Here is a 15,275-nt window from a genome sequence, read left to right as displayed (position 1 = left end):
TCCCCGCTCGGGCACGTTCGGGCCTCCGTCGTCCGGTGCGTTCGTTCCCCGGCCCGGGCGGGGCGGAACGCGCAGCGGCGTGACCGGCCGCGGCATCGGGCTGATCATCGCCGCCGTGGCGCTGCTCGCGACCGGGTTCCGGTACGGCTACCCCGACCTGGCCCTGCTCGGCGGTGCCGCCGTGATCGCCCTGCTCGCGGCGGTGGTGTTCGCGTTGTGGCGGCCGGCCCTCGGCGTCACGCGGGTCGCCGATCCGGACCGGGTGGCCCGCGGCGAGCCGGCGAACGTCACGCTGACCATCAGCAACGCCAGCCGGGTACGCACCGCGACGCTCGTCGCCACCGACCGCTGCGGTTCGGCGACCGTGCAGGTGCCGCTGCTGCGCCTGCGGGCCGGACACGACACGGTGGCGAGCTATCCGGTGCCCACCCAGCGGCGCGGCCTCGTGCCGGTCGGCCCGCTGCACGTCACCCGCCGTGATCCGCTCGGCCTGCTGACGCTGGCCCGGGCGTACGGCGAGTCGATCGTGGTGCGCGTCTATCCCAAGGTGCATCCGCTGCGTGCGGTGCCGGCCGGATTGACCCGGAGCCTCGACGGCAATGCCGACAAGGTGCCGCACGGCAGCATCACCTTCGACACGCTGCGTGAATACGTGCCCGGCGACGAACTGCGGCGTGTGCACTGGCGCAGCAGCGCCAAGGTGGGCGAGCTGATGGTCCGTGAACAGCTCGACACCGCCGAGCCGACGATCGTGGTCCTCCTCGACGACCGGGCGTCCGCGCATCGCGGCGACAGCTTCGAGGACGCCTGCGAGGCGGCGGCGTCGATCGCGGTCGCGGCGGTCCGTGAGGATCTGCCGGTCAGCCTGCACCTCGTGACGGCGAGCACGAGTGGGCCGCACCTGGACGTGCTCACCGAGGCGACCCTCGGCCACGGCGACCTGGCGGCCACGTTGCGGCGGCTGCGGGCCCAGAAACTGGGCGACACACTGATCTTCCTGACCGGGCCGGGTGGGCGCGATGATCTGGGGGCCGTCAGTGGGCTGCGCGCGGCGTACCCGATCGCCCTTGCGGTGATCCTCGGCGACCGGGACTCGTCGCCCGCCGTGCCCACCGACCGTCTGCTGGTGATCGAGGCCGCCGACGGTGCCGAGTTCGCCGCCGCCTGGGACGGAGTCCGCGGGTGGTGACCGGCGGGTGCCCCCGCCACACCGGCGGGCCGCACAGGAACTTCGGTGGGCGACGCCGCCACGCGGCGCGGGGGGCGGCCGGAGGCGTGCGATGCGGGTGACGGGAATGCTCCGGCGGGCCGTGGTGCCGTTGGCGCTGGCCGGGATGCTGATGCTGGCCGGGGCCGCGCTCGGCCGGATCTATGCCGACGATCTGCTGCTCCGGCTGGTCGCGGGTGCCGCGGCCGGATCGGTGGGCGCCGGTGTCGCGATGCGGCGGCTCCCGTCGTGGTCGGTGGCACCGATCTCCGCTCTGCTGCTCGGCGGCTACCTGACGCTGGCGATGCACCTGGCCGCGGGTGCGTCCGGGCTGACCGCCGAGACGGCCCGGGACGCGTTGACCAACGGGATTCCGCGGCTGCTCACCGCGATGATCCCGGTCGGGAGCAAACCGGACACCGTCGTGATCGCGGTCGCGGCCGTCTGGATCGCCGGGCTGGCCGCCACCGAGGTCGCGGTGCGCAGCGGCCGGGTGCTGCTCGGCTGCGTGCCACCGATGGGCGTGTACGCGGGTGCCCTCTACGTGGTCGGGCCGAACAGCCCGGCCGCGACCGGTCTCACCCTGGGCTTCGCGGCACTCGTGGTGGCGGCTCTGGCCACCTCCGCGGGGATCGCGGCCGGAACTCCGCCGGCGGTCCGGGCGCGGGCGGCCGGCGGCGCGATCGTGAGCCTGCTCCTGCTGGTCGGGGTGATCGCGGCGGCCGGGCCTTGGATCGGCGATCACGTCACCGCGACACCGGTGGATCCCCGGCGGTACGTCCAGCCGCCCCGCGTGGACAGTCTGGACGAGAGCCCGCTGAACCGGATCTCCGGATGGGCGCTGGACCCGAGACAGCGGCTCCTGGAGTACCTCCCCGGTGACGGGGCCGCCGTCCCCGCGCCGGGCCCGGCCGCGCCGAGCGCGACGCCACCGAAGAAGACGACCGGTCCGAAGGAGAAGCCGCCGGCGCAGCGGCCCCTCCGGCTGCGGCTCGCGGTCCTCTCCGACTACGACGGGGTCACCTGGAAGGTCGGCGGCCTCTACCGCAACGCCGGCCGGGTGCTGCCCGCCCCCGACGTCCCCGCCGGCACCGGGCTCACCGAGACCGAGCAGCGGATCACCATCACCGGACTGACCGGACGTCTGCTGCCCGCCGTGCCGACGCCGACCCGGATCACCGGGGCGCGGGTCGCCTACGACGCGGCGAGCGGCACCCTGATCCGCCCGGAGGGCCTCACCGAAGGACTGAGCTACACGGCGGTCTCGCAGGTGGAGAAGCCGGACCTCAACCAGCTGCCGTTCGCCGACGTGCCGTCCGGTGACGCGGTGATCCGCTACCTGACCGTCGGTGCGGGCGCACCCGAGCAGGTCCAGCGGCTCGCCGACCATCTCACCGAGGGCAGCGGCGCACCGTACGACCGGGCGGTGGCGATCGAGACGTTCCTGGCCGAGCACTACCGGTACGTCGCCGACGCGCCGAGCGGGCACGCCTACCCCAACCTGCGGCACTTCCTGTTCGGCAGACGTGACCTCGGCGGGCAGAAGGGCACGACCGAGCAGTTCGCGGCGGCGTACGCGGTCCTCGCCCGGCTGTCCGGCCTGCCGGCCCGGGTGGTCGTCGGTTTCCACGCGCCCGCCGCCGGTGGTGCGGTCACCGCCGGTGACGCGCTCGCCTGGCCGGAGGTGTACTTCAACGAGCTGGGCTGGGTGGCGTTCGACCCGATGCCCAAGACCGACGAGGTCCGGCCGGTCGAGGAGGACTTCACCCCGCCGACCCCCAGCCCGCCACCGTCGCAGTCGGAGCCGCCGGTGGTGACCCCCAGCGGGTCCGCGTCGGCACCGGTGGGCATCGCGGCGCCGGCCGGGCGGTCCGGGCCGTCCGCCGTGCTGGTCGCCTCGGGCACGTCCAGCGGTCTGCTGCTCGTGCTGGCCGGGGCTGCGTGCACCGTGGCCGCGCTGCGTGGTGCCCAGCGTCGGCGGAGGCTGACCGCCGGCGACCCGGGGCAGCGGATCACCGGGGCGTGGCTGGAGTTCACCGACGCGTTGCGGCTGGCCGGGCGGCCGGTTCCGGCGCATCTGTCGGCCACCGAGGCGGTACGGCACGCGGCCGTCCCGCCCCGGCCACCACAGCGCACCGGACTTCTCCGCAGGGCGGTCCCGGACGGCACGGCGCTGCCGGAAGGAACGCCGGAGAGTGCCGCGCTCCAGCAAGGAACGCCGGAGGGTGCGGCGCACCAACGAGGAACGCCGGAGGGTGCGGCGGTGCCCGGTGCTACGGGGGACGCGTTGCCGCTGCCGGCGCTCGACGCCTTGGTGGACGCGGTGAACACGGCCGGGTTCGCGCCGGAGGCCGCCGACGCGGGACAGGCCGATCGCGCGGCGGCCCAGGTAATCGCCTACTCGGCGGCGCTGCGGGAACGTCGTTCCTGGTGGCGACGGATCTGGTGGAGCGTACGCCCGGGCCCGCTGCGCTGGAATCGCTGATCGGCAGCCGCCTCAGGGCAGGGCGGCGGGGGTGATCCGGGCCGGGCCGAGTTCCGGGCCGACGGCCAGCCGGGCGCCCGGTTTGCGCCCGCGCCCCCAGCCGATCTCCCGCCGGTAACTGCCCAGCAGCCCGGAAGCGGCCAGATGCGCCTCGTCGCGCAGCGGGGAGCCCTCCGGTACCGGATGGGTCATCGGGGCGACGAACAGCGCGTCGGCCGGGCAGTGCGCCTCGCACATGAAGCACGTCTGGCAGTCACCCTGCCTGGCGATCACCGGGATGCCTCCGGCCCCGGCGTCGAACACGTTGGTGGGACAGACGGCGATGCATACGTCGCAGCTCACGCAGCGCGACTCGGAGACCAGTTCGATCATCAGGCGGCCGCCAGCCGGCCGGTGACCGATTCGGGCCGGGTCCAGAGCCGGTCCAGGCCGCCGACGGCCAGGCGGTGGTACTGGTTCGGGTCCTGCTCCGGGTGTTCCTCGCGACGGGCCATCCCACGGCTTTCGGTACGGGCGATCGCGCTGGTGTACATCCATCGGGCGTTCGCGACCATGGCCGCCGCCTGCCGTAGTCCCGGAAGGTCGCCGTCGTGCGCGACCGTCGCGCCGCGCAGCCCGTCCCAGACCTCGTCGAGGTGGGCCAGTGCCGGCCGCAGCCGCGACCCGTGCCGCAGATAGTTCTTGTCGTACGGGTGCACCTGCCGCCGAATGACGTCGAGTGCCTCCCGGCGCCCGGCCGTGGTCGCGGTGGCGCCGGGCCGGATCCCGACTCCGCCGGCCCCGCTGACCTTGCGCTGTCTCGCGCCGGCACCGAGCGCGGTGGCGAAGGCCGCGGCACCGCGCCCGGCGAACGTGCCGGACGACATGGCCCATGCCGAGTTGTGGCTGCCGCCGCCGGTGAACGCACCGCAGATCAGTTCGCGGGTGGCGGCGTCGCCGGCCGCGTACAGGCCGGGAACCGTGGTGGAGCAGTCGTCGGCGACGATCCGGATGCCGCCGGTGCCGCGTACGGTGCCTTCGAGCAGCAGCGTGACCGGGAACTTGTCGGTGAACGGGTTGATGCCGAGCCGGTCGAACGGGAGGAAGAAGTTCGGCTGCCCGAGCCGCATCTGTTCCTGCTGGCCGGCAGTGGCCTGGTCGATCTGGCACAGCACGATCCCGGTGCGCAGCAGTTCGGCGGCGATCACCGACCGGCCGCCCTGGCTGCCGGCGCCCGCGAGCGGGGTGCCGTCGCCGCGGAAGAACGTCGCGAAGCTGTAGTAGGCGGTCTTGGTGACGGACGTGAAGGCCGGGGCGATGCCGTACGCGTTGGAGAACTCCATCCCGGACATCTCGGCACCGGCCTCGGCGGCGAACAGGGCGCCGTCCCCGGTGGCGACGTCACATCCGAGCGCCTTGCTGAGGAACGCGCACCCGCCGGTGGCCAGGACCACGGCACCGGCCCGGACGCGGTAGGCGGTGTCGTGCCGGCGGCGGTGCCCGCGGACGCCGGCGACCGTGCCGGTGTCGTCGACGAGCAGTTCGGTGACGGGGCTGTGGTCGAGGATCCGTACTCCGGCCCGTTTGATCCAGGAGCGCATCCGGCGCATGTACTCGGGGCCTTGAACCCCCTGCTTGTACGGCTTGCCGTCGATGATCGGGAACGGGTATCGGGCCTCGGCCTGGAGACGGTTCATGTTCTCGTACGTCTGGTCCAGTACCCGGCCCATCCAGCGCCGGTCCTGCAGGAAGCCACCGAGTGCCTCCCGGCTGGCCATGGCCTTCTCCCGGGCGGCGGGTTCGGGCTGGACGTACCAGACGCCGGTGCCGCCGGAGGCGGTCGGTCCGCTGGTGCCGCAGTATCCCTTGTCGAGCAGGACGACGTCGGCGCCGGCCTCGGCGGCGGTGAGCGCGGCCCAGGTGCCGGCCGGTCCGCCGCCGGCGACGACGACGTCCGCGGTGAGATCGAGGGTGCTCATGAACCCGAGCTTTAACCCTCAAATCCTATATGTCAACTGGGGTATCGCGGGCTGGGAAGGCAGGGCTGGGAAGGTCGGGCTGGGAAGGCCGGGTGGGGACTCGCCGGGGCAGCCGGGAGGTAACTGGGGGAACCGCGACTGCCCCGGCGAGGATTCAGGGGCCGATCACGTCGCCGGTCAGGGTCCTGCCGTCGATGGTCGGCCGGTCACCGATCGTCCTGCCTCTGATGCGCCGGGAATCAGTCATCCTGCGCCTTTCGTTAGCGGAGACGGGTTTCTGCTCATAGGTACGGATCTTTCGTGGGAGCGGTTCCGTACGAGATCAAGACTTAAGGCTTTCTTAAGGAATCGACGACCGTGGGGCGACGCGGAATACCCTGCGGCGACCGGGAATTGGCAGGAGCATGACCGCTGAAACCTTCGATCCCCGTCAATTGATCGCGGACGCCAAGCTCGGTGTCCTGGCCACCATCAAGGCGAGCGGGCTGCCGCAGCTCTCGCCGGTCACGCACCACTACGACCGCGCCGCCGAGACCATCTACGTGTCCATCACCGCGGGCCGGGCCAAGACCGCCAACCTGCGCCGCGACCCGCGGGCCGCGCTCGAGGTGACCAGCGGCGACGGCTGGGCGTGGGCCACCGCCGAGGGCTCGGTGACGCTGATCGGCCCGGGTGACAACCCGGACGGTCCCGAGGTGGACGCCCTCGTCGACTACTACCGCAACGCGGCCGGCGAGCACCCGGACTGGACCGAGTACCGGCGGGTGATGGTCGACGACCGCCGGGTGCTGATGGCGCTGAAGGTGGAGCACGTATACGGCCAGAAACTCGGGTGACGGTGTCAGAATCGGGGGCGTGCGGCTGGAGATCGAGGAAACAACGGCGCTGACCTTCGACGACGGGTCCCCGGTGCGGGCCGCCTCGGCGGTCGCGGCGTTCGGTGACGGATGGCTGGTGGCACAGGACGACGCCACCCACGCGGCCTGGTTGCGGCCGGGATCGGTCACCCGGGTACGCGTCGCCGATCCGGTCGACGGGCTGGAGGTGTTCAGCTCCGCCGCCGGCACCAAGCACCTCAAACCCGACTTCGAGGCGGCCTGCGCGGTGCCCGGCGGTGAGGTCCTGCTGCTCGGCTCGGGATCCACGGCGGCCCGGATGCGGGCCTCGCTGGTCGGCGGTGACGGGTTCGTCGCCGCCGGCCTGCGCCCGGTCTACCTCGCGGTCGCCGCCGCCCTCGGGCTGCGCGAGGACCAGCTCAACCTGGAGGGCGCCTGCCTGGTCGGTGACCGGCTGCGCTGGTTCCAGCGCGGCAATCCGGCGGCCGGCGCACCGACCGCCTCGGTGGACATCGACGCGGCAGCGCTCCTGGCCGCGGTGCGCGGCGAAAAGACGCCGGACGACATCGGCATCGCTGACGTACGCCGGTACGACCTCGGAACGGTCGGCGGTGTGGGGCTGGCGGTGACCGACGCGGTGCCGATCGGTGACGGCCGGGTGCTGGTCAGCGTCGCCGCCGAGGACACGCCGAACGCGGTCGACGACGGGCCGGTGGTGGGGTCGGGTGTCGCACTGCTCGGCGCGGACGGCGAGCCACCGGTCTTCGCCGCCCTGCCCACCGGCGACAAGGTGGAGGGCCTGGCCGTCCGCGAGGTCACCGCGGACGGTGTCCGCCTGCTGGCCGTCGTCGATGCCGACGACCACGAGACCCCGTCCGTACGGCTCGGTTTGCGGGTCCACTGGTAAATACGTTGTCAGCCGTTGCCGCCGCGCAGAAGAATGGTGATCGGCCCCGGCGGTCTCAGAAGAAAGCGCCTAAGCAGCGGGCGCACTGGCGATCAAACCTTGCTGGTCCGCTGCCATCCTCCGCGACCGATCCTTCACATCGGAACCGCTACGGGGCCACCCTTTCTTCTTTGTGCAATGAGCTTCCTGAGTAATGAGGTGTTTCCCGATGACCGACGAGGTGATCATCCGGAGTGGTTTCCGTGGCCTGCGCTATGTCGACGGCCGATTCGACCAGGTGCTGGAGCCGGGCCGCTACGAGCTGCCCCGGCGCCGCCGGCTGGGTGGCCGGGTCGCGACGGTCGACGTCGTCCAGGTGGATCTGCGTGAGCGTGAGCTGAACATCAAGGGCCAGGAGATCCTGACGGCCGACAAGGTCGCGGTCCGGGTCAACATCATCACGCACTTCCGGGTGACCGACCCGGTCGCCGCCGTCGAGCAGGTGTCCGACTACACCGACCGCGTCTACAGCGACGTGCAGCTCGCCGCCCGCCGGTCGCTGGCGTCGATGACCCTCGAGGCCATCCTCACCAACCGCAATCAGCTCTCCGAGGACATCCTGCGCGACGTCGAGGGCGTCTCGGCCGGTTACGGTGTCCGGATCATCCGTGCCGACGTGAAGGACCTGGTGTTCCCGGGCAACCTCCAGGATGTGATGAACCGGGTGCTGACCGCCCAGCGCATGGCCGAGGCGCAGATGGTCGAGGCCCGTACCAAGGCGGACCGGGAGACCCTGGAGGCCACGTCCCGGGCCAGCGCCGCGCGGCTCGCCGCCGAGGCGGACGCCGAGGCCAAGCGGATCCGGGCCGATGCCGAGGTCGACGCTCTGCGCCGGCTGGCCGCCGCGGCCGAAGCCTACGCGCAGCACCCGGCCCTGCTGCGGCTGCGGGAGCTGGAGACGCTCGGCGCGCTCGGTGCCAACGCCTCGGCCCGCCTGTACATCGGCTTCGACAAGCACGTCAACGAGTAGGGCGAGGCGGCACCGCTCAAGGACCCTCAACCGGGCGATGGCGCGACCGATCTGACAGGTCGCGCCATCACTCATGCCCGGACTGCGGAGGTTCCCCACATGCGTCTCGTCCCGCTGCCGCGCCGCCGTCGTGCCGCCTTCGCGGCCGGTGTCGTCGCCCTGGCCGCGGCCGTCACGACGGCCCTGTTCCTGAACACCGGCCCGGCGGCCGCCACCTGGCAGACCCTGTCCGGCAGCCCGACCTGTGACTGCGTGGTCAAGGACAGCAGCACCGGCAAGTACCGGGCGGTCTTCGGCTACGTCAGCCACTCCAACGCGACGGGCACCATCGCGGCCGGCGCCAACAACCGGGTCGAACTGTCCGGCGGTGCGTCGACCGACGCCAAGGTGACCACGAAGTTCCAGCCGGGCACCCACAAGGCCTCCTTCGCGACCGGCTGGGTCGGCAAGGACACCCAGGTCACCTGGAAGGTCGGCGGCAAGAGTGTGGCCGCCCACTGGAACCGTCCCACCTGCGGCAACGACGTCAGCCTGCCGGCCGGCGGCAACGGGTTCGGCCCGATCCTGGCGTTCCTCGCCGCCGGTGCGGTCGCCGCGGTCGTGGCGGTGTGGCGCCGGCGCCGGGCGGCTCACACGTCATGATGCGCAGCGTGCTTGCGGTCGGGGCACACCCCGACGACATCGAGCTCGGGTGCGGCGGCACGCTCGCCGCACACCGGGCGGCCGGGGACGCGGTGACGATGCTGGTGGTCACCGGCGGGCAGAATGGCCCCGGTGTCACCGCCGGCCGCCGCCGGGAGGCCGAGGCCGCCGCCCGCGCCCTGGACTGCCTGCTGATCTGGGGCAGCCTGGTGGACTGCGAGGTCAGCCCGGACGCGGCGACTATCGCGCTCATCGAACGGGCCGTCGCCGAGACGGAGGCCGACGTGGTGTACGTCCACGCACCCGACGACTCGCACCAGGACCACCGGGCGGTCGCCGCCGCCACGATCTCCGCGGCCCGCCATGGCCGCCGGATCCTGCACTACCGCAGCCCGTCGACGACCCGGTTCGAGCCGAGCCTGTTCGTCGACATCTCCGCACACCTGAACCGCAAGATCGACGCGCTGTCGTGTCACCGCAGCCAGGTCGAGAACTCGGCGATGGTCGACCCGGAGGTGGTAGCGGCGAGTGCCCGGCACTTCGGGGCGCAGGCGCGGGTGCGGTACGCCGAGGCGTTCGTACCGGCGCGTTTCGTCTGGGACCTGGCCGCGCCGCCGAGCCTTCCGGATCTGGTGGAGGTCCCCGCCTTCGCCGCTGTGTCGAGGGCGGCCGCGTGACCGGGCGGGGACGCCGCCGGGCGGTGTCCCCGCACCACCGCCTCGGACTGCTGCTGCACCTGGTCGTGTTCGCGGTGACGGTGGCCGTGCTCGGCCTGGACACCGCGCTCGGCTGGATCGCGACCGTCCTCAACGTCGTCTTCCTGCTGTTCTTCTTCCGGCACCTCGGGTTCGCGGTGTCCGCGGCCCGCTGGACCGAACGTGACCTCGACGCCCCGCTCGTGGGTGCCGAGTCGTTCACCCCGCCGGTCGCCGTGCTCGTCGCCTGCAAGGACGAGGAACTCGTGGTCGACGGCATGGTCGCGGCGATGCTGTCGCTGGACTATCCCGGTCACGCCCTGACGGTCGTCATCGTCGACGACGCCTCCACCGACGGCACCGGCGCCAAACTCGACGCGTGGGCCGCCGCCGAACCGCGGCTGCGCGTCCTGCACCGTGAACCGGGTGCCGGCGGCGGCAAGTCGGGAGCGCTCAACGACGCGCTCGCGCTTGTCGACGACGCCCAGGTCGCGGTGATCTTCGACGCCGACCACCAGCCCGAACCAGACGTGCTGCGCCGGCTGGTCCGTCACTTCCGCGACCCGAAGGTGGGCGCCGTGATGGGGCGGTGCGTGGTGCGCAACGGGGTCGAGTCGGGACTCGCCTCGACGATCTTCATCGACTACCTGTCCGGCTACCTGGTCAACGAATACGGGCGGCAGGCGCTTTTCGAGCTTCCGGCGTACGGCGGCGCGAACTGTGCGGTGCGCACCGACCTGATCCGGGCGCTCGGCGGATGGAACCCGCACACCGTCACCGAGGACACCGACCTCACGCTGCGGCTGCTGCTCGACGGGTGGCGCGTGCGCTACGACCCGTCGGCGGTCGACTTCGAGGAAGCGGTGCTGTCGTCGCGGCGGTTCTGGAAGCAGCGGTACCGGTGGGCCCGCGGACATCAGAAATGCCTGCGCGACTACTGGCGGCCGATTCTGCGTACACCCCATCTGTCCTTGATGGAAAAAGCCGAGACGATGCTCTTCCTGTGGGTGTACCACGTGCCCGTACTGTGCGGCCTGGGTCTGCTTCTGATCCTTCTCCGCGCCTTCGGCATCGGTGACCAGTCGGCCTTCTCGATGGTGGCGCTGTCGGCGCTGCTGTTCGCCGGCCCGTTCACCGAACTGGCCGTCGGCCTGGTGCTGGGCCGGGTCGAACGGCGCGCCGTCTGGATGCTGATCGGTTTCATCCCCGCTTTCGGCATGTCGATCCTGACCGCGACCAAGGCCTACCTCGACGGCATGTGGGGCACGTCCTACACCTGGTCGAAGACGGCACGTTCGGGCGCCACCTCGACGCCGGTCGCCGTCCTGGAGCCGGCCGCGTGAACGCCTTCGACCGCCGCCTGCGGAAGACCTATCAAAATCGGACAACCACCGCGACGGTACGGCGACGCAGGCTGGTCCTCCTCGAGATGATCGGCGCGGTGATCGCCTGCGTCGGCGGTTACGTGGCCTTCGTCGACCCGGTCCGCCGCTTCGAGGTCGGCCTCGCCTCGAAGATCATCGACGTGCTCGGCGTCGACCAGATCTCCGGGGCGCTCGGCGACTCGTTCGTCGTCTTCGGACCGGACCTGGAACCGGTCGTCGCCGAGATGACCGGCTCCTGTTCGGTCTGGAGCAGTGTGCTGGCCCTGGCGGCGCTCGCCGCGGTCGCCCTGCGCCAGCGGCCGCAGGCACTGACCGGCTTCCTCGCCGCGGCCGCCTTCGTCCTGGCCGCCAACCAGGTCCGGCTGCTCGGGTCGCTGCTCGCCGGCCGCTACTTCGCCGTCGACGCGCTGGTCTTCTTCCACGACTGGATCGGCGCGGTCCTCAACTTCGCCTACACCCTCATCGGACTCCTCATCATGATCGGACTGACGATGTACGACGCGCAGCGCGCAGAGCAGGACCGTGCCGGCCGGCACACCGCCGACCGCCCCGCCGCCTGGGCCCGCCCCGGCCTCGGCCACCGCGTCGCCCTCGAGGACGAGGCCGCCGGTCAGCGTGACCCCGGTCTGCAGATCGCCGCCGTCGTGCACCGGCGCATCCTGCCCAAGGCCCTCTCCCGGCGCCTGGCCCGCCGCCGTGAACAGCGCCGCATCGACTACCGGGTCGGCCACGAGACCCCGGCCCGGCGCGCCGAGGTGGTCCGCGAACTGGCCGCCAAAGGGCTCGGCGTGCACACCGCCACGCTGCTCGCGGTCGCCTCCTACGAGACGGACCCGCTCGTGCTCGACGCTCTCGCCGGTGCGGTCGCGGCCCGCCAGTGGGAGCCCGTCGCGGGCGGTGACGTGATCGCCCTGCGGCTGTGGGCCCGCGCCTGGCTGATGCGCGCGCCCCGGGAACGTACCGTCTCCGAGACCGGCCGCCTGATCGCCGTGACCGGTGCCGGCGGCCCGGCCGGTGTCGCCGTGATCCGGGCGTTGCAGGCCGCCGGCGACCACGTCCTCGCCCTCGACGCCAACCCCGACGCGGTCGGCCTGCGCCTGGCCGGCCGAAGCGCGGTCCTGCCCCGCGCGGACGCACCCGGTTACGGCGAGGCGCTGCTCGCGGCCCTGGCGGAGCACCGTCCGGCCGCCCTGATCTGCACGGTCGCCGAGGAGTACGGCGCGCTGACCCGGCTCGTGCCGCACCTGGACGAGCTCGGCGTGCGCACCTGGCTGCCGGACCCGGCCGCCGCCGACGTCTGCCTCGACAAGATCGCTTTCGCGACCGCCATGCACGCCGCCGGCATACCGCACCCGGCGACCGCCTGGACCGCCGTCACCACCGGTCACATCCCCGGCCCATGGGTGGTCAAGCCCGCCCGTGGCCGTGGCAGCCGCGACGTGGTCATGGTCGACGACCCGGCCGACCTGGCGCGCGCCTTCGCCACCGTGCCCGGCGCGATCGTGCAGACCCGCCTGTCCGGCCGCGAGTTCACCGCCGACGCCCTCGTCGGCCGGGACGGCACACTGCTCGCGTGCGTGCCGCGCTGGCGCGACGAGACCCGCGGCGGCATCTCCACCCGCGGCACCACCTTCGAATCCCTCGCCGTCACCGAGGTCGTCGGCGCGACCCTCCGGGCGGTACGCCACACCGGTCCCGCCAACGTGCAGGGCTTCGTCGCCGACACCGGGGAGGTCACGGTCGTCGAGGTCAACCCCCGGTTCTCCGGTGGGCTGCCGCTCACCCTGGCCGCGGGTGCCGACGTGGTCGGCGCCCACCTGGACAGCATCCTCGACCCGGACACCCCCCTGACGTCCCTCGGATTCCGGCCGGGCGTACGGATGGCCCGCCACTTCGCCGAGGTGTACTACACGGCCGACGGTGCCGCCCTGCCCGACCCCTTCGACCCGGACACCTCCACGGTCCCCGGCTACCGGCCACCTTCTCCCTCCGGGCACGCCCCGTCCGCCGGGCATGCCATGTCCTCGGGGCACGCCTTGCCCGCCGGGGTTGCCGGGCACGCCGGACCGATCGGGCACCTCGTCGCGGTGCGCGCCGGGACCGTGGCGGCCGGCCGATGACGCGTCGCCGCATCCTCGTGCCGTTCGGCACCCGCCCCGAGGTGATCAAGCTGGCCCCGGTGGTGCACGCCCTGCGCGCGGCCGGGCACGAGGTCATCACGATCGACACCGGTCAGCATCAGGACGCCGCGATGAGCGGGGACGTCCAGCGGGACCTCGGCCTCGTCCCCGACGTACGGCTGCCCAAGCCGGACGGCCTGGGCGGACTCGTCACGGCCGCCCTCGCCACCATCGCCACCCACCCGGCGGACCTGGTCCTGGCGCTCGGCGACACCCACACGGTGCCCGCCTACGCCTTGGCCGCCCGCAACGCGGGCCTCCCGTTCGCGCACCTGGAAGCCGGTCTGCGCAGTTTCAACCCGCGCAGCGCCGAGGAGGTCAACCGCCGGGTCGCGGCCGCCACCGCCCAGCTCCACTTCGCCCCGACCACCCGCGCCGCCGCGTTCCTGCACGACGAGGGCGTACCCGCGGAACGCGTCTTCGTCGTCGGTAACCCGGTCATCGACACCCTCCGGGCGAAGGGCGTCACACCCGTACCCCCGTCGGAGCGAAGTGGCGTCCTGGTGACCGCCCACCGTGCCTCCAACGTCGACGACCCGGCCCGCCTGGCCCGCCTCGTCGACGTCGTCGGCCGACTCGCCGCGATCGGGCCGGTCCGCTTCCCGGTCCACCCGCGCACCCGTGCCCGCCTGCAGGAACACGGCCTCGCCGCACGTCTCGCCGCGCTGCCGGGGGTGACCTGCGAGGAGCCGCTGCCGTACGACGACCTGCTCGCCGCCCTGGCGAACGCCCGCGTCGTGGTGACCGATTCCGGCGGCCTGCAGGAGGAGGCGGCCTACCTCGGCGTGCCGGTGGTGGTGCTGCGTCGTTCCACCCCGCGCTGGGAGGGCGTCGAAGCCGGAACCGCCGTCCTGACCGGCATCACGAGCGACGACGAGGCCGACCGTGCGGTGGCCGCCGCCCATCGCTTGAGCACACCTTCCGAGCTGGCCCGGGTGGCCGCCCTGCCCTGTCCCTACGGTGACGGCCGCACCGGCGCCAGGGTGGCCGCCCTGCTCGCCGACCCGGCACTGAACCGCCTGCTGGCCCTCGACGAACCCGACCACACCGACGGCACCCTCCCGTGGACCACCACCCCCGGCCCGGAAGTTCTCCCACCCGTACGACCGGCGCCCTCCCGTCCGGGACGGACGACTTTCTCCCTTCCGGCGCAGGCGGCGCCCTCTTTTCCGCTGCGGGCGGCGCCCTCTTTTCCGTTGCGGCTGCCGTATGAGTGCTGACCGCATGAACACCGAGACCCTGGACGCAGGCACCATGGATCTGATCGAGAACCCGCCCCTGGCCGTCGTCGTCGACCTCGACGACACCCTGTTCCCGCAGGGCAGCTACCTCTACGGCGCGTCCCGCGCGGTCGGCCGGGCGGGGGCGGCGGCGGGCCTCGACCAGGTCCGCCTCAGCCGCGCCGTCCGGCGGCAACTGCTTGCCGGCTCCGACCGGGGCGGAACCATCGACCGCGCGCTGATCGCCTACGGCATCGCCCCGGATCTGGCCGCCGACCTGATCCCGGTCCTGGTGGCCGCGTTCACCACCTACCGCCCGCGCCGGCTGCCGCGCTATCCCGGCGCGCTGGATGCCCTGGCCGCGCTGAGTGCCCGCTACCCGGTGGCCTGCCTGACCGACGGCAACCCGGTGATCCAGCGGGCCAAACTGGCTGCCACCGGCCTGTCCGAAGCCTTCACCACGATCGTCATCACCGACGAGCTGGGTGGCCGTACGCTGCGCAAACCCCATCCGGAAGGCCTGCGGCAGGCCGCCGAGACCCTGGGGGTGCGACCCTCCGACCTGGTGGTGATCGGCGACCGTCCCGGAAAGGACATGGCGGTGGCGGCGGCGCTCGGCGCCCGCTCGATCCGGGTCCGGACCGGCGAGTACGCCGACGCCCCCGATGAACCCGCCGCCACCGCCACGGTCCCCGACCTCGCCGCGGCCGCCGCCCTCCTCGGCGTCTGACCGCCCCACCCCAGCTGTCCC

At 72.9% G+C, this 15,275-nt stretch carries 13 protein-coding genes; 11 read left to right on the top strand and 2 right to left on the bottom strand.

Annotation, left to right across the window (positions count from 1 at the left end; genetic code table 11):
* The first annotated feature begins 79 nt into the window (after window positions 1–79).
* Together AB0G04_RS06195 and AB0G04_RS06190 are read left to right on the top strand one after the other, a co-directional pair.
* Window positions 80–1,189: a DUF58 domain-containing protein gene (locus tag AB0G04_RS06195; RefSeq protein WP_360977256.1), complete on the top strand. Its 1,110-nt coding sequence runs from the start codon at window positions 80–82 to the stop codon at window positions 1,187–1,189.
* Window positions 1,190–1,280: 91 nt separating this feature from the next.
* Window positions 1,281–3,692, top strand: a complete 2,412-nt coding sequence (locus tag AB0G04_RS06190; protein WP_360977253.1) for a DUF3488 and transglutaminase-like domain-containing protein — start codon at window positions 1,281–1,283, stop codon at window positions 3,690–3,692.
* 12 nt (window positions 3,693–3,704) lie between these two features.
* Here the strand turns inward: AB0G04_RS06190 and AB0G04_RS06185 are convergent, their stop codons facing one another.
* Together AB0G04_RS06185 and AB0G04_RS06180 are read right to left on the bottom strand one after the other, a co-directional pair.
* Complete coding sequence (locus tag AB0G04_RS06185; protein WP_360977250.1) at window positions 3,705–4,064, bottom strand: ferredoxin family protein; 360 nt, start codon at window positions 4,062–4,064, stop codon at window positions 3,705–3,707.
* The gene (locus AB0G04_RS06180; protein ID WP_360977247.1) at window positions 4,064–5,650 is read right to left on the bottom strand and encodes an FAD-binding protein; all 1,587 of its coding nucleotides are present in this window, start codon (window positions 5,648–5,650) and stop codon (window positions 4,064–4,066) included. Before AB0G04_RS06180 ends, AB0G04_RS06185 begins: the two co-directional genes overlap by 1 nt.
* Window positions 5,651–6,054: 404 nt before the next feature.
* Between AB0G04_RS06180 and AB0G04_RS06175 the strand changes: the two genes are divergently transcribed.
* From AB0G04_RS06175 to AB0G04_RS06135, 9 genes are all read left to right on the top strand, one after another.
* Complete coding sequence (locus AB0G04_RS06175; protein WP_360977244.1) at window positions 6,055–6,486, top strand: PPOX class F420-dependent oxidoreductase; 432 nt, start codon at window positions 6,055–6,057, stop codon at window positions 6,484–6,486.
* Between the two features lie 19 nt (window positions 6,487–6,505).
* Window positions 6,506–7,393 carry a hypothetical protein gene (locus AB0G04_RS06170; RefSeq protein WP_360977241.1) on the top strand — a complete coding sequence of 296 codons (888 nt, stop codon included), beginning with the start codon at window positions 6,506–6,508 and terminating at the stop codon, window positions 7,391–7,393.
* A gap of 208 nt (window positions 7,394–7,601) precedes the next feature.
* A complete protein-coding gene (locus AB0G04_RS06165; protein ID WP_360977238.1) occupies window positions 7,602–8,402 on the top strand; it encodes a slipin family protein in 801 nt (266 codons plus the stop codon).
* A 99-nt stretch (window positions 8,403–8,501) separates the two neighbouring features.
* A complete protein-coding gene (locus AB0G04_RS06160; protein ID WP_360977235.1) occupies window positions 8,502–9,044 on the top strand; it encodes a hypothetical protein in 543 nt (180 codons plus the stop codon).
* On the top strand, window positions 9,044–9,721 hold the full coding sequence (locus AB0G04_RS06155; protein WP_360977880.1) for a PIG-L deacetylase family protein: 678 nt from the start codon (window positions 9,044–9,046) through the stop codon (window positions 9,719–9,721). Before AB0G04_RS06160 ends, AB0G04_RS06155 begins: the two co-directional genes overlap by 1 nt.
* Entirely contained in the window at window positions 9,718–11,082 is a 1,365-nt protein-coding gene (locus tag AB0G04_RS06150) for a glycosyltransferase family 2 protein (protein ID WP_360977232.1), read from the top strand. The genes AB0G04_RS06155 and AB0G04_RS06150 overlap by 4 nt, the downstream gene beginning before the upstream one ends.
* Complete coding sequence (locus tag AB0G04_RS06145) at window positions 11,079–13,244, top strand: ATP-grasp domain-containing protein (RefSeq protein ID WP_360977229.1); 2,166 nt, start codon at window positions 11,079–11,081, stop codon at window positions 13,242–13,244. The genes AB0G04_RS06150 and AB0G04_RS06145 overlap by 4 nt, the downstream gene beginning before the upstream one ends.
* A complete protein-coding gene (gene wecB, locus AB0G04_RS06140) occupies window positions 13,241–14,524 on the top strand; it encodes a UDP-N-acetylglucosamine 2-epimerase (non-hydrolyzing) (RefSeq protein ID WP_360977226.1) in 1,284 nt (427 codons plus the stop codon). Before AB0G04_RS06145 ends, wecB begins: the two co-directional genes overlap by 4 nt.
* A 4-nt stretch (window positions 14,525–14,528) precedes the next feature.
* A complete protein-coding gene (locus tag AB0G04_RS06135; protein ID WP_360977223.1) occupies window positions 14,529–15,254 on the top strand; it encodes an HAD family hydrolase in 726 nt (241 codons plus the stop codon).
* Window positions 15,255–15,275: the final 21 nt, after the last annotated feature.

Origin of the sequence: Actinoplanes sp. NPDC023801 (assembly GCF_040639655.1) — a bacterium.
Lineage (GTDB): Bacteria > Actinomycetota > Actinomycetes > Mycobacteriales > Micromonosporaceae > Actinoplanes.
The sequence above is the reverse complement of the archived record's forward strand: the minus strand, read 5'-3'. Positions and strand labels throughout refer to the sequence as shown.

What these genes read in the sequence shown, in the direction of transcription:
- AB0G04_RS06165 (WP_360977238.1), top strand. Translation starts at nt 7,602, where the DNA reads ATGACCGACGAGGTGATCATCCGGAGTGGTTTCCGTGGCCTGCGCTAT.
- wecB (WP_360977226.1), top strand. Translation starts at nt 13,241, where the DNA reads ATGACGCGTCGCCGCATCCTCGTGCCGTTCGGCACCCGCCCCGAGGTG.
- AB0G04_RS06185 (WP_360977250.1), bottom strand. Translation starts at nt 4,064, where the DNA reads ATGATCGAACTGGTCTCCGAGTCGCGCTGCGTGAGCTGCGACGTATGC.
- AB0G04_RS06190 (WP_360977253.1), top strand. Translation starts at nt 1,281, where the DNA reads ATGCGGGTGACGGGAATGCTCCGGCGGGCCGTGGTGCCGTTGGCGCTG.
- AB0G04_RS06160 (WP_360977235.1), top strand. Translation starts at nt 8,502, where the DNA reads ATGCGTCTCGTCCCGCTGCCGCGCCGCCGTCGTGCCGCCTTCGCGGCC.
- AB0G04_RS06180 (WP_360977247.1), bottom strand. Translation starts at nt 5,650, where the DNA reads ATGAGCACCCTCGATCTCACCGCGGACGTCGTCGTCGCCGGCGGCGGA.
- AB0G04_RS06155 (WP_360977880.1), top strand. Translation starts at nt 9,044, where the DNA reads ATGCGCAGCGTGCTTGCGGTCGGGGCACACCCCGACGACATCGAGCTC.
- AB0G04_RS06175 (WP_360977244.1), top strand. Translation starts at nt 6,055, where the DNA reads ATGACCGCTGAAACCTTCGATCCCCGTCAATTGATCGCGGACGCCAAG.
- AB0G04_RS06135 (WP_360977223.1), top strand. Translation starts at nt 14,529, where the DNA reads ATGAACACCGAGACCCTGGACGCAGGCACCATGGATCTGATCGAGAAC.